We start from the raw sequence: 17887 nt of genomic DNA, 5'->3' as shown, positions 1-17887 counted from the left end.
TCAACACCGACCCTGGTCGCGTGCTTCGTGCGAGTCATAAGAACAATGAAAACCCTCAAGACCCAAGTCGCTATCATCGGCGCCGGCCCCTCTGGCCTGCTGCTCGGCCAGTTGTTGCACAACGCCGGGATCGACACTGTCATCCTCGAACGCCAGGCCCCAGACTATGTCTTGGGCCGCATCCGCGCCGGTGTGCTGGAGCAAGGCATGGTCGAGCTGCTGCGCCAGGCCGGCGTTGGCCAGCGCATGGACGCCGAAGGCCTGCCCCATGACGGCTTTGAACTGGTGCTCAACGATCGGCGGGTACACATCGACCTCAAGGGCCTGACCGGCGGTAAAAACGTCATGGTCTACGGCCAGACCGAAGTCACCCGTGACTTGATGGCCGCCCGCGAAGCCGCCGGCGCCCGCACGCTGTACCTGGCCAGCGACGCCCAGCCCCACGACATGCAAACCGAACACCCCTTCGTGACCTTCGAACATGAAGGGCAAGCCTGGCGCCTGGACTGCGACTACATTGCCGGTTGCGACGGTTTCCACGGCGTGGCCCGCCAGTCCATCCCAGCGGAAAAACTCAAGATCTTCGAACGCGTCTATCCGTTTGGCTGGCTCGGTGTACTGGCCGACACCCCGCCAGTCCACGAGGAGCTGGTCTATGCGCGGCACAACCGCGGTTTTGCCCTGTGCAGCATGCGCTCCAAGACCCGCACCCGTTATTACCTGCAAGTCCCCGCCGAGGAACACGTCGCCGACTGGCCGGACGAGCGCTTCTGGGGTGAACTGAAAAACCGCCTGCCCGCCGACCTGGCCGACGCCCTGGTGACCGGCCCCTCCATCGAAAAAAGCATCGCGCCCCTGCGCAGCTTCGTGGTCGAACCGATGCAGTATGGGCGGATGTTCCTGGTGGGCGACGCGGCCCACATCGTCCCACCGACGGGGGCCAAGGGCTTGAACCTGGCGGCCAGCGATGTCAGCACGCTGTTCAACATCCTGCTCAAGGTCTATCGCGACGGCCGTGTGGACTTGCTGGAACAATATTCGGCCATCTGCCTGCGACGCGTGTGGAAGGCCGAGCGGTTCTCCTGGTGGATGACGTCGATGCTGCACCGCTTCGACGACGACGCCTTCAACCAGCGCATCAGCGAAGCCGAACTGGAGTATTTCCTAGACTCCGAGGCCGGTCGAAAAACCATTGCGGAAAATTACGTCGGGCTTCCTTACGAGGCTATCGAATAGCCGCCTATCGACTTAAACTGCGGGCTTCGTCCCATTCGCCTCTTTGGCGCGACGCCCGCAGGTTCTGTCGTGACTCAGCTCAATACGCTCCAAGCCCCAAAACCGGCCATTCGCAGCGTACTGGTTGCCCTGATGCTGGCGATTTTCCTCGGTGCGCTGGACCAGACCATCGTCGCCGTCTCCATGCCGGCCATCTCCGCACAATTCGCCGACGTCAGCCTGCTGGCCTGGGTGATTTCCGGCTATATGGTCGCCATGACCGTGGCGGTGCCGATCTACGGCAAGCTCGGCGACCTTTATGGCCGCCGACCGCTGATGTTGTTCGGCATGGGCCTGTTCACCCTGGCCTCGCTGTTCTGTGGCCTGGCGCAAAACATGGAACAACTGGTACTGGCGCGAATTCTCCAGGGCATCGGCGCCGGCGGGATGATTTCGGTGAGCCAGGCGATCATCGGCGACATCATCCCGCCCCGGGAGCGGGGTCGCTACCAGGGGTATTTCAGCAGCATGTACGCGGTGGCCAGCGTGGCCGGGCCGGTGCTCGGTGGCTACATGACCGAATACCTGTCGTGGCGCTGGGTGTTCTGGGTCAACCTGCCACTGGGCCTCGTGGCCTGGTGGGTGGCCCGGCGCACCCTGGTCGGGCTGCCAGTACCGCAACGCACGCCGATCATCGATTACCTGGGCACCGTGTTGCTGATCATCGGCCTGACGGCATTGTTGCTGGGGATTACCCAGGTCGGCCAAGGCCATGCCTGGCACAGCCCTGAAGTGCTGGGGTTGCTGGGTTGCGCGGGGGTAGCGCTGGGGATGTTCGCCTGGCACGAGCGCCGGGCCCGGGAACCGTTGCTGCCGATGCACCTGTTCGCCAACCGCAGCGCGGTGCTGTGCTGGTGCACGGTGTTCTTCACCAGTTTCCAGGCGATTTCCCTGACGGTGCTGGTGCCGTTGCGCTTCCAGAGCGTGACCGGCGCCGGTGCCGACAGCGCCGCGTTGCACTTGTTGCCGCTTGCGATGGGGCTGCCCATTGGCGCGTATTTCGCCGGCCGCCGAACCTCGGTCACGGGGCGCTACAAGCCGATGATCCTCAGCGGCGCCCTGCTCTTTCCATTCGCGATCCTCGGCATGGCCTTCACCGCGCCTGACGCGTTCTGGCTCAGCAGCCTATTCATGCTGCTCAGCGGCATCGCCTCCGGCATGCAATTCCCCACCTCGCTGGTGGGTTCGCAAAACGCCGTGCAGCAACAGGACATCGGCGTCGCCACCAGCACCACCAACCTGTTCCGCTCCCTCGGCGGCGCGGTGGGCGTGGCCCTGATGTCGGCGTTGCTGCTGGCCTTGCTGCAGGATTCAAGCTTCGCCCAGCTCACCGGTTCGTCGCCGCTCGGCGAAGGGCATTCCGGCAACGTCTTGCTCGACGGTCTCAACGCTGCCCCGGGCGAGGCGCAGCATGCCTTGCGCCAGGCGTTGCAGGCGACGTTCCGGCATTTGCTGATGATCAGCGCGGCGGTGTCGCTGCTGGGGTTGGCCGCAGCGGTAGCGATGCCTGATCGCCTGTTGCGGGGGCGAGATGACAAGGCTGAGTAACCTGTAACACACCACCTCTGTGGCGAGGGAGCTTGCTCCCGCTGGGCCGCGAAGCGGCCCCAAAAATGGTGCGGTCGCTGCGCAACCGAGCGGGAGCAAGCTCCCTCGCCACAAAAGCATCGTTGTCACAAAATCTCACTAGGCTGTCGCCACCACCCCCTCCGGCACCACCACTGCACTCATCCCATCCTTCATCCGCTTGGCATCGCGCACGAAGCAGCGTGACGCCAGGAACAGGAACACCATGGTCAGGAGCAGTGCCACCGGGATCAGGTACATCGCGTCATGCAGGCCGATGGCCTTGAAGGCTTCGGTCATCTGCGGGGCGCCTGCGGTCGCCATGGCCGTGCGGGCGAAGTAGTCGGACAAGCCGCCCACCACCACCGGCCCCAGGCCGCCGCCGAGCAAATACAGCCCGGCAAAGTACAACGCCATCGCGGTGGCGCGCAGGCGCGGCTCCACCACGTCCTGGATCGCGGTGTAGACGCAGGTGTAAAAGTTATAGGCAAACAGCCAACCCACACTGAACACCACCACGAACACACCGATTTCTATACGCCCGGCATGCAGGGCCCACGCCGTGGTGACCGTCGAAATCGCCAGGCTGAACGCGGCAAACAGCAGGCGGCCGTTGGGCACGCGCTGGTGGATCTTGTCGGCGACCCAGCCGCCCAGGGTGAGCCCGAACAGGCCCGTCACGCCCACCATGATCCCGGTCGCCACGGCCGCCTCGTGCAGCGGCATCAGGAAATAACGCTGCAGCATCGGCACCAGGAATGAGTTGCAGGCATAGGTAGCGAAGTTGAAGCACAGCCCCGCCAGCACCAGCCAAAGAAAGGTCGGAATCGCCAGCACCCGGCGGACCGGCTTGTCGATCTTTTCCTGGGACACCTGCACGGTTTCCGCCGCGCCGCGCTTGGGCTCCTTGATGAAAAACATGAACACCGCCAGCACCAGCCCCGGCACCGCCGCGATGAAGAACGGCGCGCGCCAGCTGTCGAAGGCCTTGACCATCGCGCCGATGGTGAAAAACGCCAGCAGCAGCCCCAGCGGCAGCCCGAGCATGAAAATGCCCATGGCCCGCGCCCGACGATGGGCCGGGAACAGGTCGCCAATCAAAGAGTTGGCCGCCGGCGCGTAGCTGGCCTCGCCGATGCCGACGCCCATGCGCACCACCAGAAACGCCCAGAAACTGCCGACCAGGCCGTTCACCGCCGTCAGCCCGCTCCAAGCCGCAAGCCCCCAGCCCATCAATTTGCTGCGCGAACCGTTATCGGCCATGCGCCCCAGGGGCAAGCCGGCAATGGCATAAACGATGGTGAACGCGGTGCCGATGATGCCGATCTGGAAGTCGCTGAGGCTCCATTCCATGCGGATCGGCTCGATGATGATCGCCGGGATGGTACGGTCGAAGAAATTGAACAGGTTGGCCAGAAACAACAGGAACAGAATGCGCCAGGCATTCGCCGCTTGGGTCGAGTTCTGCATGGGTCCGTCTCTTTTTATTGTTTTGGGCTTCATTGCCAACGCGCTCGAGCCCGGAACCGACAATCTAGTCATGCCCGCCAGCGCTGTCTGTAACTATTCGCAGGGCTGATATCCATCCATGGCAGCAGTTATCTCCAACAATGTTTTTTCAAGCGTTCCAACCGCTATTTCCAACCCTGAAACCAAAATGCTACTACGCTACGTTGGATACCGTGCAACGCCACTGACATTACCCGTGCTGGCCAGTGCCCACCGCGAAGGCCGGGATTACCAAGGGATGGAACGAGCTATGGAGTGGCTTGGTTTACATTTCATGACCGAACTGCCCGCAAGCGGGCAGGTCATACTCGATTGCAGCCATAACCCTTTTCTGGTGTTACTGGCCTATCTGGTGGCCTGCACGGCCAGTTTCGCCACGCTGGATATGACCGAACGGGTCGGGAACGTGACAAAAGCCGCGTCCCGCCGGCTCTGGCGCTGGGTGGGCGCCGGCTGTCTGGCGGGCGGTATCTGGTCCATGCACTTCATCAGCATGTTGGCGTTCCAGGCACCGATTGAAATCCATTATCACCTGCCCACCACCCTGCTCTCGCTGTTATTCGCCCTGACCGCCTCGTGGCTGGCCATGCACACCCTCAGCCACCCTGAGCTGAAATTCCGGCAGTACCTGCAGGCCGCGGTGTGGATCGGCCTGGGCATTGCGATCATGCATTACGTGGGCATGGCAGCCCTGCGATCCAATGCGATGATCTACTACCAACCGGCCCTCTTCGCGCTCTCCGTCATCATCGCCATCGGTGCCAGCCTGGCCGCCCTGCTGATTGCCAGTCACCTGCGCGATGGCACCGGCATCGTCCATAAACAGCTCAAATACATTGCCAGCCTGGTGCTCGGGGCCGGCATCGTCAGCATGCATTTCACCGGCATGGCGGCGCTCAGCCTGGTGCTTCCCGAGGGCAACCTTCATTCGCTGTCCGGCGGCAACGATCACCAGCAAATCGGACTGACCGTCGCGCTGATAACGCTGCTGATCATCGGCAGCAGCATCAGTGCCGCACTGGCGGACAAGAAGCTGCAACACAAGGAGCACGATCTGCAGCGGGTCAACACCCTGGTCAGTGAACTGGATCAGGCACGTCTGTCGCTGCAACAGGTGGCCCACTACGACCCCTTGACCAATCTGCTCAACCGCCGCGGCTTCAACCAGGTCTTTGCCGAAAAGCTCATCGAGAACACCCGCAAAGGCGGCATGCTGGCGGTGATGTTTCTCGATATCGACCACTTCAAACGAATCAATGACAGCCTGGGCCATGATGCCGGCGATGAACTGCTCAAAGCCCTGGCCAGCTACATCAAGGCCTCGGTGCGCAGCCAGGATGACGTGGTGGCGCGTTTCGGAGGCGACGAATTCTGCCTGCTCACCAGCTTGCAGGACCGTGAAGAAGCGCGGCTGATGGCTCAGCGAATCATGTCCAAAATGAAAGAGCCCATCGAATTGTCCGGACGGCGCGTGGTCATGACCACCAGCATCGGCATCAGCCTGTTTCCGGAAGATGGCAAGACCTGCGAAGAACTGCTGAAGAATGCCGACCTGGCGCTGTACCAGTCCAAGGACAGCGGCCGTAACGGGCTGCATTTTTTCAGTCCACACCTTACAACCCGCGCCACTCTGGAACTGCAGCTCGAAGAAGAGTTGCGTTACGCCCTGCGCAAAGGCACCGGGTTGATGCTGTATTACCAACCGATCTATGACTTGAGAGTCGGTCGTGTTACCAAACTTGAAGCGCTGGTTCGCTGGCAGCACCCGGTACATGGATTGCTGACGCCGGATCGGTTCATTGGCATCGCGCAAGCCAACGACCTGATGACCGAACTGGACAACTGGGTGCTGCGCAAGGCCTGCGAAGACTTGGGCGCATTGTCCCACTGCGATTGCGCAACGCTCAGAATCGCCGTGAACTGCTCGCCCCTGAACCTGGCGCGAGAAGAACTGGCTGACGAAATCGAACACACCCTTCGCGTCAGCGGGGTGGCGCCACAGCGACTGGAATTGGAAGTGACCGAAAGCGCGCTGATGGGGGATCTTCCCAAGACCCTCATTTTGCTGCGGCAGATTCGAGCCCTTGGGGTCTCATTGTCGATCGACGACTTCGGCACCGGCTATTCATCCGTGTCCTACCTCAGGCGCCTGCCACTGGACACGTTGAAGATCGATCGTTCATTCATCCAGGACATTGCCACGACGCCCCAGGACATGGACATCGTCCAGGCCATTATCGTCATGGCCCATGCCCTGCATTTGCAGGTCGCCACCGATGGCGTCGAAACCTTCGAGCAGTATGACTTTCTCGAAGGCCATGGCTGTGACTTCATTCAAGGCTACCTGCTCAGCCGTCCGGTACCGCTGGCCGAAGTGCCGGCGGTGGTGACCGAAATCAATCAACGCACGCACATGAACAACGACACCGCCATCATTTAGCCTTCATTGATTAAAGAACAACGAATGTTGGCCGATTCAACATGATTGAAGGACTCCCCAGGGACGTTCAGGCCAGCCCTGACGCTGGGGCCACATTCGCGCAGCAGGAAGACGCGATCCCATTCCGTGATGACTCGATGACAGCTTGTCGCCGAGCCGACCACTACAGGCATACGGCGCACAATGACCTCAAAAAAAACAGCCACTGCGGTATCCGATCTGACCTTGAGCCCGGCCGCCAACGGCCCTGAAGTCTCGAAGCCGTCGCCCCCTCCGCGCCCTCTGTCGACCCAGCAGTACCTGTATTTCACCGAAACCAACACCGACCGTATCCTCGACAACCTCGATGGCCTGCGTGACACCGTGTTCCCGCGCCCACCGCACCTGGTGGACGACGAATTCGACCGTGCCCAGCAAGAGTTCCCGTCGGTGTGCCTGATCGGCCTGGGTCGCTGCGGCTCCAACATCGCCCTGGACGTGGCCGAGCTGGTGTACAACGCCCGCAAGTTCTACCTCAACGAGTTCAACGCCGAAGACAAAGGCTACAGCGACAAGGGCTACAGCCCCGCCCAGTGGATCCGCAACAACCTGCGCCTGGGCACCAGCAAGGCCAGCAAGCCGGTGTTCCTGGTGGAACCGCTGGTCATGCTCGGCGACCTGGACAAGGACATCGCCGGGCGCATCCGTTTCTCGCGCAAGGGCGAGAAAAGCGGCTTTTTGCGCGACTACAGCAAAATGAAAATCATGGACCTGTCGGAAGTCCACGCCGGTGGCGCCGGTAACGCGCCGATCCTCGGCCAGTACCTGGCCAAGATCATCCTGAACAAGGACACCCAGCGTTTCTCCAGCCCCGACTGGAAAATGATCCACTCGTACCTGATCGACAGCTGCGGCATCAAGGCCAACCAGTCGCGCCTGTATTTCTCGATCTTCAGCGCCGGCGGCGGTACCGGTTCGGGCATGGCCTCGGAGTTCGGCCTGGCCCAGCAGTACTCGTACATGAACAAGACGTTCGACACCAAGCCGATGGACGAGCACGACAGCAAGAGCGGTCATTCCTTCGTCTTCGAGCCGATCTTCACCAGCGGCATCTGCGTGCTGCCGAACATTTCCGACCATCGCAGCGAAATGTCCGAGGCCCTGCACATCAACGCCGGACGCCTGCTGTGCAAGTACCTGTCGGAAGAATGGGATTTCTCGTACAACTTCGCCAACGAAGACAGCAGCGAAGCCAGCGTCATGGGGCGCATTCGCCCGTGGAACGCGATGATGCTGATCTCCAACGACATCATGCGCTACGCCGAAGAAAGCGATGACGGCAACATCCAGAACATTGATGTCAATGCCATGGAGAAGCACGCCAACCAGTACATCTCCCAGCAGATCTTCAACATCCTGACAGCCCAGGCCGTCACCACCGACTACGACCAGAACTACTTCCGTCGCGCCGGCATCGACATCGGCGAAACCATTCGCCTGGACGCCAACGACCTGTTCATGAGCCTGGCCGGCCCGGTGGCGATTGCCTACGCCGAGTCTGTCGTCCCGGAAACCCCGGCACCGAGCGGCGACAAGTTCAAGGTGTTCGAGAAAGAGCCACCGCGCCTGAACATCGACGACCTGTTCTTCCGCTCCATCGACTTGCCGCACTTCAACAAAGTCACCCAGGCCATCGAAGGCATCAGCCTGTTGCCGATCGAATCCAAGCGCTACCGTGCCTCGTTGGAGCAGTACAAGAACTCCGGCTACGACGCCGCCGCGCTGCACGACCTGCACTTCTTCAAGAACTGCTCGTCGGTGGTGTCCATTGTCTCCTTGCCCAAGGACTACAAGCTGTCCTACATGGACCTTAACCGGCTCAAGACCCACCTCAACAGCCTGTTCCCCAATACCACCCTCAAGCGCTACGCGCTGGTGATCGGCGCCTCGGCCAACCTGTCGCTGACTACCCTGATCGCCAAGAGCCCGTGCCTGTCGGATGACTTCCTGACCCTGATCGTGGCGTTCATCAAGCGCTGCTTCGCCCGCACCCCGTACCGCTTCGACGAGACCCTGGACAACTCGATCCTGGACTTCATCATCAATGAAGACTTCGACGAAGCCCGCATCGACGAGCTGCTCAATGAGTTCGAGAACCCGGCGAAGATCCTCGACACCAACTGGTACGCGATCAAGCCGATGTATGAGAAGAAGTACCGTGAGCTGATCAACGATAAAGACAAGTTCGTCTCGATCAACGACATCCGCCTGTCCCGCGACTGCGTGAAGAAATCCATCAAGTACCTGCGCGAGATCTACCGTCACCGGATTGGCAAGACGAAGGTTATTTCCCTGAATAACCATACGGGCAGGTCGTATTGAGGCTGGCTTGAAACCGTTTCGCCCCAAATCGCGAGCAAGCTCGCTCCCACAGGTTTTGTGCACAGGCCCATTGTGGGAGCGAGCTTGCTCGCGATAGCGGTCTTGAATCTCTCCCCTTGAACAACATCCAGAAACAATTGAGCAGCCCAAAGGCTGCTCAATGAACTGTTCCCGTTACGTATACGTCACCCTCCCCTGTGGCGTTTCGCCACGGCAGGCTGACATCACGCTACTCACCTACACACTTTCAATCAGGCCAACGAGCGAACCAAATTGGTGCATCGATCAATTCGACGCCCTTTCCTGGATCATAATCCAGGGCGAAACCACCACCGCCCAGAGCTGCGGATCGCGCTCCAAAAAATCCAGCGCCCGCGTTTCAGACAGCTTGGCGAGCTGGTCGGCGGCCAGCCAGGCGGCGACTTTGGTACCTTCGTCCTGGGCAACGGCCTCGGCGGCGGCGATCAGATCCAGTGCCGGATCGACCCACAATAGGGCACCCTTGGCAAAGAACGGCTCCAGCTCTTTCCAGGTGATGGATGCGGTTTCACCAAGCAGCTTGGCATAGAGGGTGCTAGGTTCTTGATTCATGGGAATTGTCCGGAAAAGAAATCGGCGCGAATGATAACGTCGGTGGTCTGGCAGAAAAACCCGGTAGCAATTGCAGCACCGATTGAAAAGCGCAGGAAAGCCAAGGATTGCCGATTTGACCGGACAACCCCCGCCGCGAATCTGTCTTTTTCTTTCAATAAAGCGACACCCCCAGGTTTTGCCCCCAAGCGCCAGCTTCCCTTGCCAACAATCGGCGCTCTACACTGTACCGGTACAGTTGCCGGGGGCATTTTCCGCGAGGGTATCCAAGATATCTGACCCGGTTCTGCTGCTACGGCGCCAGGACTATAAAAACTACAACAGCATGAGTGGAGCACTATGACTAAGGCTACTAAGCAGATTTCCAAACTGTTTGCCGCTATGGTTCTGGCCGGGGTTGCCAGCCATTCGTTTGCCGCCGACACCATCAAGATCGGCATCGCCGGCCCGAAAACCGGCCCTGTAGCCCAATACGGCGACATGCAGTTCAGTGGCGCGAAAATGGCCATCGAACAGATCAACGCCAAGGGCGGCGTCGACGGCAAGCAACTGGTCGCCGTTGAATACGATGACGCCTGTGATCCAAAACAAGCGGTCGCGGTCGCGAACAAAGTCGTCAACGACGGCATCAAGTTCGTGGTCGGCCACCTGTGCTCCAGCTCCACCCAGCCCGCTTCCGACATCTACGAAGACGAAGGCGTGATCATGATCACTCCGGCGGCCACCAGCCCGGACATCACCGCTCGCGGCTACAAGATGATCTTCCGTACCATCGGCCTGGACAGCGCCCAAGGCCCTGCGGCCGGCAACTACATCGCCGACCACGTCAAGCCGAAGATCGTTGCGGTCCTGCACGACAAGCAGCAGTACGGTGAAGGCATCGCCAGCGCCGTGAAGAAAACCCTCGAAGGCAAAGGCGTGAAAGTGGCCGTCTTCGAAGGCGTGAACGCCGGCGACAAAGACTTCTCCTCGATGATCGCCAAGCTCAAGCAAGCCAACGTCGACTTCGTCTACTACGGCGGCTACCACCCGGAGCTGGGCCTGATCCTGCGTCAATCCCAGGAAAAAGGCCTGAAGGCCAAGTTCATGGGTCCGGAAGGCGTGGGTAACGACTCCATCTCGCAAATCGCCAAGGAATCTTCCGAAGGCCTGCTGGTGACCCTGCCGAAATCCTTCGACCAGGATCCGGCCAACGTCGCCCTGGCTGACGCGTTCAAGGCCAAGAAAGAAGACCCGAGCGGTCCGTTCGTATTCCCGTCCTACTCCGCTGTGACCGTGATCGCCGACGCGATCAAGGCTGCCAAGAGCGAAGACGCGACCAAAGTGGCTGAAGCCATCCACGCCGGCACCTTCAAGACACCTACCGGTGACTTGAGCTTCGACAAGAACGGCGACCTGAAGGACTTCAAGTTCGTGGTCTACGAGTGGCATTTCGGCAAACCTAAAACCGAAGCTTCGCCTCAGTAAGGCCTGGCCTGACTGACTGCCAATAAAGCCCACGGCGTGCCGTGGGCTTTGTTTTAAATGTATTGGGCTGCGCTGGCGTGATCCGCCAGTCTCCCCACCTGAAAATCTCAAAACCGTCATCAGCGGTTCGCTGGCAAACCTCGAGTCCGAAGTGGATGCAGATCCATGGGGCCCGGGCGGGAAAATGACTCCACCAGTGAAATGCGTATCAGGTTTTTAGGAGCGCTGTAATGCCTGACATCTATCACTTCTTCCAGCAGCTGGTTAACGGCCTGACCGTTGGCAGCACGTATGCCCTGATCGCCATCGGCTATACGATGGTCTACGGCATCATTGGAATGATCAACTTCGCCCATGGCGAGGTCTACATGATCGGCTCCTACGTGGCGTTCATCGCCATCGCCGGGCTGGCCATGATGGGACTCGACAGTGTCCCGCTGTTGATGACCGCGGCTTTCATCGCGAGCATCGTGGTCACCAGTTCCTATGGCTACAGCATCGAACGGATCGCCTACCGCCCCCTGCGCGGCAGCAACCGTCTGATCCCGTTGATTTCCGCCATCGGTATGTCGATCTTCCTGCAGAACACGGTACTGCTTTCGCAAGACTCCAAGGACAAATCCATTCCCAACCTGATCCCGGGCAACTTCGCCATCGGGCCAGGCGGGGCACATGAAGTGCTGATTTCCTACATGCAAATCGTGGTGTTCGTGGTGACCCTGGTCGCCATGCTCGGCCTCACGCTGTTCATCTCCCGTTCCCGTCTGGGCCGCGCCTGCCGCGCCTGTGCCGAGGACATCAAGATGGCCAACCTGCTGGGCATCAACACCAACAACATCATTGCCCTGACCTTTGTCATCGGTGCGGCCCTGGCCGCCATCGCCGCGGTGCTGTTGAGCATGCAATACGGCGTGATCAACCCCAACGCCGGCTTCCTCGTGGGCCTGAAAGCCTTCACCGCCGCGGTACTGGGCGGCATCGGCAGCATCCCCGGCGCCATGCTCGGCGGGCTGGTGCTGGGCGTGGCCGAAGCCTTTGGCGCCGACATCTTCGGCGACCAGTACAAGGACGTCGTGGCATTCGGCTTGTTGGTTCTGGTTCTGTTATTCCGGCCGACCGGCATCCTGGGCCGCCCGGAGGTTGAGAAAGTATGACTAGGCATCTCAAATCGGCGCTTTTCAGCGCCCTGCTGGTCTGGGCCGTGGCCTACCCGGTACTGGGTCTTAAACTGACCATCGTCGGCATCAACCTGGAAGTGCACGGCACCAGCCCGGCCATCCTGGCGACCATCGCCGTGTGCTCGCTGCTGATGTTCGTGCGCGTGTTGTTCAGCACGCAGATCAGCGCGGCGTGGAAGTCTTCGCCCGGCCTGCCGGTGATGCCGGCCAAGGCCAGCAACTTCCTGACCCTGCCGAGCACCCAGCGCTGGATCGTGCTGGGCTTGATCGTCGTGGCCCTGGTGTGGCCGTTCTTCGGTTCGCGCGGCGCGGTGGACATCGCCACGCTGATCCTGATCTACGTGATGCTGGGCCTGGGCCTGAACATCGTCGTAGGCCTGGCCGGCCTGCTGGACCTGGGTTACGTCGGTTTCTACGCCGTCGGAGCCTACAGCTACGCGCTGCTGTCCCATTACTTCGGCCTGAGCTTCTGGATCTGCCTGCCGATCGCCGGGATGATGGCCGCCACCTTCGGTTTCCTGCTGGGTTTCCCGGTCCTGCGCTTGCGTGGCGACTACCTGGCGATCGTGACCCTGGGTTTCGGTGAGATCATCCGTCTGTTCCTGCGCAACCTGACCGACATCACCGGTGGCCCGAACGGCATCAGCAACATCGAGAAACCGACGTTCTTCGGCCTGACCTTCGAACGTAAAGCCGCCGAAGGTCTGCAAACCTTCCACGAGTACTTCGGCCTGGAATACAGCTCGATCAACAAGGTGATCTTCCTCTACCTGGTTGCTCTGTTGCTGGCCCTGGCCGCGTTGTTCGTCATCAACCGCCTGCTGCGCATGCCGATCGGCCGTGCGTGGGAAGCGCTGCGTGAAGACGAAATCGCCTGCCGTGCCCTGGGTCTCAACCCCACCGTGATCAAACTGTCGGCCTTTACCCTCGGCGCTGCGTTCGCCGGTTTTGCCGGCAGCTTCTTCGCTGCTCGCCAGGGCCTGGTGACGCCGGAATCCTTCACCTTCATCGAGTCGGCGATCATCCTCGCCATCGTGGTGCTGGGCGGGATGGGCTCGCAACTGGGCGTGATCCTGGCGGCGATCGTGATGATCCTGCTGCCGGAAATGATGCGTGAATTCAGTGAATATCGCATGTTGATGTTCGGCGCCTTGATGGTGCTGATGATGATCTGGCGTCCTCAAGGTCTGCTGCCTATGCAACGCCCCCACATGGAGCTGCGCAAATGAGCCGCGAGATCCTGAAAGTCGAAAACCTGAGCATGCGCTTCGGCGGTTTGCTGGCGGTCAACGGCGTAGCCCTGACCGTGCAAGAGAAGCAAGTGGTTGCCCTCATCGGGCCGAACGGCGCGGGCAAGACCACCGTGTTCAACTGCCTGACCGGCTTCTACCAGCCAACTGGCGGCACCATCCTGTTGGACGGCGAGCCCATCCAGGGCCTGCCCGGTCACCACATCGCCCGCAAGGGCGTGGTGCGCACCTTCCAGAACGTGCGGCTGTTCAAGGACATGACGGCGGTCGAGAACCTGTTGATCGCCCAGCACCGTCACTTGAACACCAACTTCTTTGCCGGCCTGTTCAAGACCCCGGCGTTCCGCAAGAGCGAACGCGAGGCCATGGAATACGCCGCGTACTGGCTGGACAAGGTCAACCTCACCGAGTTTGCCAACCGTACCGCCGGGACCCTGGCCTACGGTCAGCAACGGCGCCTGGAAATCGCCCGCTGCATGATGACCCGCCCGCGGATCCTCATGCTCGACGAACCGGCCGCCGGCCTGAACCCGAAGGAAACCGAAGACCTGAAGGCGTTGATCGGCGTGCTGCGCGAGGAGCACAACGTCACCGTGCTGTTGATCGAGCACGACATGAAGCTGGTCATGAGCATTTCCGACCACATCGTCGTGATCAACCAGGGCACGCCCCTGGCCGACGGCACGCCGGAGCAGATCCGCGACAATCCTGAAGTGATCAAAGCCTACCTGGGGGAAGCGTAAATGCTGCAGTTCGAAAACGTTTCCACCTTCTATGGCAAGATCCAGGCCCTGCACAGCGTCAACGTCGAGGTCCGCCAGGGCGAAATCGTCACGCTGATCGGTGCCAACGGCGCCGGCAAATCAACGTTGTTGATGACGCTCTGCGGTTCGCCCCAGGCCCACAGCGGCAGCATCCGCTATATGGGTGAGGAGCTGGTGGGCCAGGACTCGGCGCAGATCATGCGCAAGAGCATCGCCGTGGTGCCTGAAGGCCGTCGGGTATTTGCCCGATTGACCGTGGAAGAAAACCTCGCCATGGGCGGTTTTTTCACTGACAAGGGCGACTATCAGGAACAGATGGACAAGGTCCTGCACCTTTTCCCACGCCTGAAAGAACGCTTTACCCAGCGCGGCGGCACCATGTCCGGCGGCGAACAGCAAATGCTCGCCATCGGCCGTGCGCTGATGAGCAAGCCCAAGCTGCTGCTGCTCGATGAGCCGTCCCTGGGCCTGGCACCGATCATCATCCAGCAGATCTTCGACATCATCGAACAGCTGCGCAAGGATGGCGTGACGGTGTTCCTGGTGGAGCAGAACGCCAACCAGGCGCTGAAAATCGCCGACCGGGCGTACGTGCTGGAGAACGGTCGCGTGGTGATGCAAGGCACCGGCGAAGCCTTGCTGACCGACCCGAAAGTGCGCGAGGCGTACTTGGGCGGTTAAGTCTGCGCAATGAAAAAAACGGCCTTCGGGCCGTTTTTTTTGCCCTTCGTAAAATGAGTGCCTTTGTGGCGAGGGAGCTTGCTCCCGCTCGGTTGCGCAGCGACCACAACACCTTGGGGCCGCTGCGCGGCCCAGCGGGAGCAAGCTCCCTCGCCACGGGTTTCGGGGTCACTCAAAAAAATCTTGCGTGCGCTGTAACACACCCCCACCTCCCCTCTCTAGTTCAGTAGACCGGCACTAACGCCGGTTCATTTCCCTGAAGACTGGAGAATCACCATGACTGCTTCGACCCGCACCCTGTCCGCCACCGCCCTGGTCCTGGCCCTGGGTTCTGCCCTGAGCATGACAGCCGTCTCGACCGTCCACGCAGCCGACGACACCATGGAAAAATGCTTCGGCGTTGCCCTAAAAGGCAAGAACGATTGCGCCGCCGGTGCCGGCACCACCTGCGCCGGCACGGCAAAAATGGACTATCAGGCCAACGCCTGGAAATCGGTGCCCAAAGGCACTTGCACCACCCTCGAAAGCAAAACTTCCCCGACCGGTTTCGGCCAGCTCGAAGCGTTCAAAGCCAAATCCTGATCGCATCTGCCTGAGGCCCGTCACCATGTTGAAGACCCCTTCCCTCGCCCTTGATAGCTGGCTGCCGCCCAGAGCGGGGCTGGGGCTCAAGAGCGAGCATTTTCGTGAAGTGCTCCAGACCCGACCGGATCTGGGCTTTTTCGAAGTGCACGCGGAAAACTACATGGTGGCGGGCGGGCCGCTTCATCACTTCCTGGGGCGGATACGCGAGCAGTACCCGCTGTCATTGCACGGTGTCGGCCTGTCGATCGGTGGGGAGGGGCCGCTGGATGTTGCGCATCTGCAGCGCCTGGCCGCATTGATCGAACGCTATCAGCCCCAGTCCTTTTCCGAACACCTGGCCTGGTCCAGCCACGGCCCGGTGTTCCTCAATGACCTGCTCCCATTGGCCTACGACGAAGCAACCCTCGACCGCGTCTGCCAGCACATCGATCAGGTCCAGAGCAGCCTCAAACGCGTGCTGTTGCTGGAAAACCCGGCCACCTACCTGGCCTTCGAAGCCTCGACCCTCGACGAGCCACACTTCATCAGCGAAGTGATCCGCCGTACCGGCTGCGGCCTGCTGCTGGATGTGAACAACGTCTACGTTTCGTGCATCAACCACTGCCGCGATCCCTTGGCCTACCTCGATGCCCTGCCCTTGCACGCGACCGGCGAAATTCACCTGGCCGGCTTTGCCGAAGACACCGACAGCCTCGGCGAGCGCCTGCTGATAGACGATCACGGCGCCCCCATCGACCACGCCGTCTGGCAACTGTATCTCAAGGTGCTGGAGCGGATCGGGCCGGTGGCCACTTTGATCGAGCGCGACAACTACGTTCCTGCGTGGGAGGTGCTGCTGGCCGAAGCGCGCCAGGCCGATCGGCTGTTGAACGCCGCAGGAGCGCGGTCATGAGCAACCAGCACGCATTCACCACTGCCCTGCTCGACCCGCGCAAAGCGTGTCCGCCCGGCTTGGTCAGCGCCAACGGCGCGGCCACGGAAAGCCGTTTCGCGGTGTACCGCAATAACGTGCTCGGTTCATTGATCAACGCCCTGGCCGACAACTATCCGGTGGTGGTGCATCTGGTGGGTGAGGAATTCTTTCGGGCCATGGCCGGGGTCTACGTCCAATCGACAGCGCCGCGAAGCCCGGTGATGAGCGACTACGGGGACGACTTTGCCGAGTTCATCAAACACTTCGAACCCGCCGCCAGCGTGCCGTACCTGACGGACGTCGCTCGCCTGGAGCGATTGCATCTACAAGCCTGGCATGCCGCCGACGCCGAGCCCATGGCGGAAGAACAAATTGTAAAGGCGCTGTCGTCCCCCACGCTGGCGGGGCACCTGAAGATTGGGCTTCACCCGTCACTGCACCTGTTGCAATCGCCCTTCGCCGTGGTGACGATCTGGGCCGCCCATCAGCACCAGACACCGGTGCCGTTCGAAGCCTTCCCCGCGCAAAACGCCTTGGTGCTGCGCCACGGCCTGGACGTGAAAGTGTTTGCGATCAGTCACGCTGCCCATGGCTTTATCACGGCCCTGCAACAGGGGGGGTCCCTGATTGCAGCCATCGAAGCCTCAAACGACCTCGACCTGGAACACACCCTGGCGGGCCTCATCCGTCACCAGGCCATCACTCACCTCCTCGCCGAACAGGTGTCTCCATGAACGCCCTGATTGCCGGTTTCATTCAATGGCTGGAGAAAACTCCCCACAGCCTGATCGCCTTCGTCGCACGTTTCTCGATTGCCGCGGTGTTCTGGAAATCCGGCCAGACCAAAATCGAAGGCCTGGCCATCGACCTGCTCGATGGCACCTTCCAGATCGGCCTGCCGCACCTGGCGGACTCGACCATTCCCCTGTTCAAAAGCGAATACGCCCTGCCGCTGCTGTCGCCGGAACTGGCCGCGTACCTGGCGGCCTCAGCCGAGCATGTATTCCCGGTCCTGATCCTGCTTGGCCTGGCGACACGCTTTTCGGCGCTGGCCTTGCTCGGCATGACCGTGACCATCCAGCTGTTCGTCTACCCGGATGCCTACCCGACCCATGGCACCTGGGCAGCAGTCTTGCTCTACCTGATGGCCCGTGGGCCGGGGCTGCTGTCGATCGATCACCTGATTGCCAAGCGCTACGCCCACGCCTGAACACAGATTCCCTGTGGAAGAACCCTGTGGGAGCGAGCTTGCTCGCGATAGGGTGGGTCAGCTTGCACAAATGCCGGATGGGCCACCTCCATCGCGA

General features: G+C 60.9%; 16 protein-coding genes. 14 read left to right on the top strand and 2 right to left on the bottom strand.

Translation table 11 applies throughout. The annotated features are described in order from the left end of the window. The first annotated feature begins 45 nt into the window (after window positions 1–45). Both pobA and J3P85_RS06010 read left to right on the top strand, forming a co-directional pair. On the top strand, window positions 46–1236 hold the full coding sequence (gene pobA, locus J3P85_RS06015; RefSeq protein ID WP_434705204.1) for a 4-hydroxybenzoate 3-monooxygenase: 1191 nt from the start codon (window positions 46–48) through the stop codon (window positions 1234–1236). A 132-nt stretch (window positions 1237–1368) separates the two neighbouring features. Next, on the top strand, window positions 1369–2823 hold the full coding sequence (locus J3P85_RS06010) for an MDR family MFS transporter (protein WP_434706328.1): 1455 nt from the start codon (window positions 1369–1371) through the stop codon (window positions 2821–2823). A gap of 138 nt (window positions 2824–2961) precedes the next feature. Here the strand turns inward: J3P85_RS06010 and J3P85_RS06005 are convergent, their stop codons facing one another. Further along, the gene (locus tag J3P85_RS06005) at window positions 2962–4311 is read right to left on the bottom strand and encodes a spinster family MFS transporter (protein ID WP_434705203.1); all 1350 of its coding nucleotides are present in this window, start codon (window positions 4309–4311) and stop codon (window positions 2962–2964) included. Between the two features lie 289 nt (window positions 4312–4600). Between J3P85_RS06005 and J3P85_RS06000 the strand changes: the two genes are divergently transcribed. Together J3P85_RS06000 and J3P85_RS05995 are read left to right on the top strand one after the other, a co-directional pair. Next, window positions 4601–6790, top strand: coding sequence for a putative bifunctional diguanylate cyclase/phosphodiesterase (locus J3P85_RS06000; RefSeq protein ID WP_434706327.1), 2190 nt, complete (start codon window positions 4601–4603; stop codon window positions 6788–6790). 183 nt (window positions 6791–6973) lie between these two features. Then, a complete protein-coding gene (locus J3P85_RS05995) occupies window positions 6974–9151 on the top strand; it encodes a hypothetical protein (protein ID WP_186708465.1) in 2178 nt (725 codons plus the stop codon). Between the two features lie 285 nt (window positions 9152–9436). Here the strand turns inward: J3P85_RS05995 and J3P85_RS05990 are convergent, their stop codons facing one another. Next, on the bottom strand, window positions 9437–9742 hold the full coding sequence (locus J3P85_RS05990) for a DUF2288 domain-containing protein (protein ID WP_053119051.1): 306 nt from the start codon (window positions 9740–9742) through the stop codon (window positions 9437–9439). A gap of 30 nt (window positions 9743–9772) precedes the next feature. Here J3P85_RS05990 and J3P85_RS05985 point away from each other — a divergent pair, with 30 nt between their 5' ends. The 10 genes from J3P85_RS05985 to J3P85_RS05940 all read left to right on the top strand — a co-directional run bounded on the left by J3P85_RS05985 (window position 9773) and on the right by J3P85_RS05940 (window position 17790). Further along, window positions 9773–10021, top strand: a complete 249-nt coding sequence (locus J3P85_RS05985) for a hypothetical protein (RefSeq protein ID WP_434705202.1) — start codon at window positions 9773–9775, stop codon at window positions 10019–10021. Between the two features lie 60 nt (window positions 10022–10081). Further along, on the top strand, window positions 10082–11209 hold the full coding sequence (locus J3P85_RS05980) for a branched-chain amino acid ABC transporter substrate-binding protein (RefSeq protein ID WP_250963251.1): 1128 nt from the start codon (window positions 10082–10084) through the stop codon (window positions 11207–11209). Window positions 11210–11439: 230 nt separating this feature from the next. Then, complete coding sequence (livH, locus tag J3P85_RS05975; RefSeq protein WP_014336891.1) at window positions 11440–12363, top strand: high-affinity branched-chain amino acid ABC transporter permease LivH; 924 nt, start codon at window positions 11440–11442, stop codon at window positions 12361–12363. Beyond that, window positions 12360–13616, top strand: coding sequence for a high-affinity branched-chain amino acid ABC transporter permease LivM (locus J3P85_RS05970; protein ID WP_186708461.1), 1257 nt, complete (start codon window positions 12360–12362; stop codon window positions 13614–13616). The genes livH and J3P85_RS05970 overlap by 4 nt, the downstream gene beginning before the upstream one ends. After that, window positions 13613–14380 carry a high-affinity branched-chain amino acid ABC transporter ATP-binding protein LivG gene (gene livG / locus J3P85_RS05965; RefSeq protein ID WP_434705201.1) on the top strand — a complete coding sequence of 256 codons (768 nt, stop codon included), beginning with the start codon at window positions 13613–13615 and terminating at the stop codon, window positions 14378–14380. The genes J3P85_RS05970 and livG overlap by 4 nt, the downstream gene beginning before the upstream one ends. Next, complete coding sequence (locus J3P85_RS05960; protein WP_053119042.1) at window positions 14381–15082, top strand: ABC transporter ATP-binding protein; 702 nt, start codon at window positions 14381–14383, stop codon at window positions 15080–15082. It abuts the gene before it with no gap. A gap of 276 nt (window positions 15083–15358) precedes the next feature. Then, window positions 15359–15664 (top strand): BufA1 family periplasmic bufferin-type metallophore, encoded by a 306-nt coding sequence (locus J3P85_RS05955; protein WP_250963254.1) that lies wholly within the window; start codon window positions 15359–15361, stop codon window positions 15662–15664. A gap of 25 nt (window positions 15665–15689) precedes the next feature. Continuing rightward, window positions 15690–16559, top strand: coding sequence for an MNIO family bufferin maturase (gene bufB / locus J3P85_RS05950; protein ID WP_434705200.1), 870 nt, complete (start codon window positions 15690–15692; stop codon window positions 16557–16559). Beyond that, a complete protein-coding gene (locus tag J3P85_RS05945; RefSeq protein ID WP_434705199.1) occupies window positions 16556–17314 on the top strand; it encodes an HvfC/BufC N-terminal domain-containing protein in 759 nt (252 codons plus the stop codon). Before bufB ends, J3P85_RS05945 begins: the two co-directional genes overlap by 4 nt. Beyond that, the gene (locus J3P85_RS05940; protein WP_434705198.1) at window positions 17311–17790 is read left to right on the top strand and encodes a DoxX family protein; all 480 of its coding nucleotides are present in this window, start codon (window positions 17311–17313) and stop codon (window positions 17788–17790) included. Before J3P85_RS05945 ends, J3P85_RS05940 begins: the two co-directional genes overlap by 4 nt. The last annotated feature ends 97 nt before the right edge of the window (window positions 17791–17887 follow it).

The sequence above is a fragment of the Pseudomonas sp. Z1-12 genome, assembly GCF_051132015.1.
Lineage (GTDB): Bacteria > Pseudomonadota > Gammaproteobacteria > Pseudomonadales > Pseudomonadaceae > Aquipseudomonas > Aquipseudomonas zanjanensis.
Note: the sequence above shows the minus strand (reverse complement) of the source record. Positions and strands in the feature narration are given on the sequence as shown.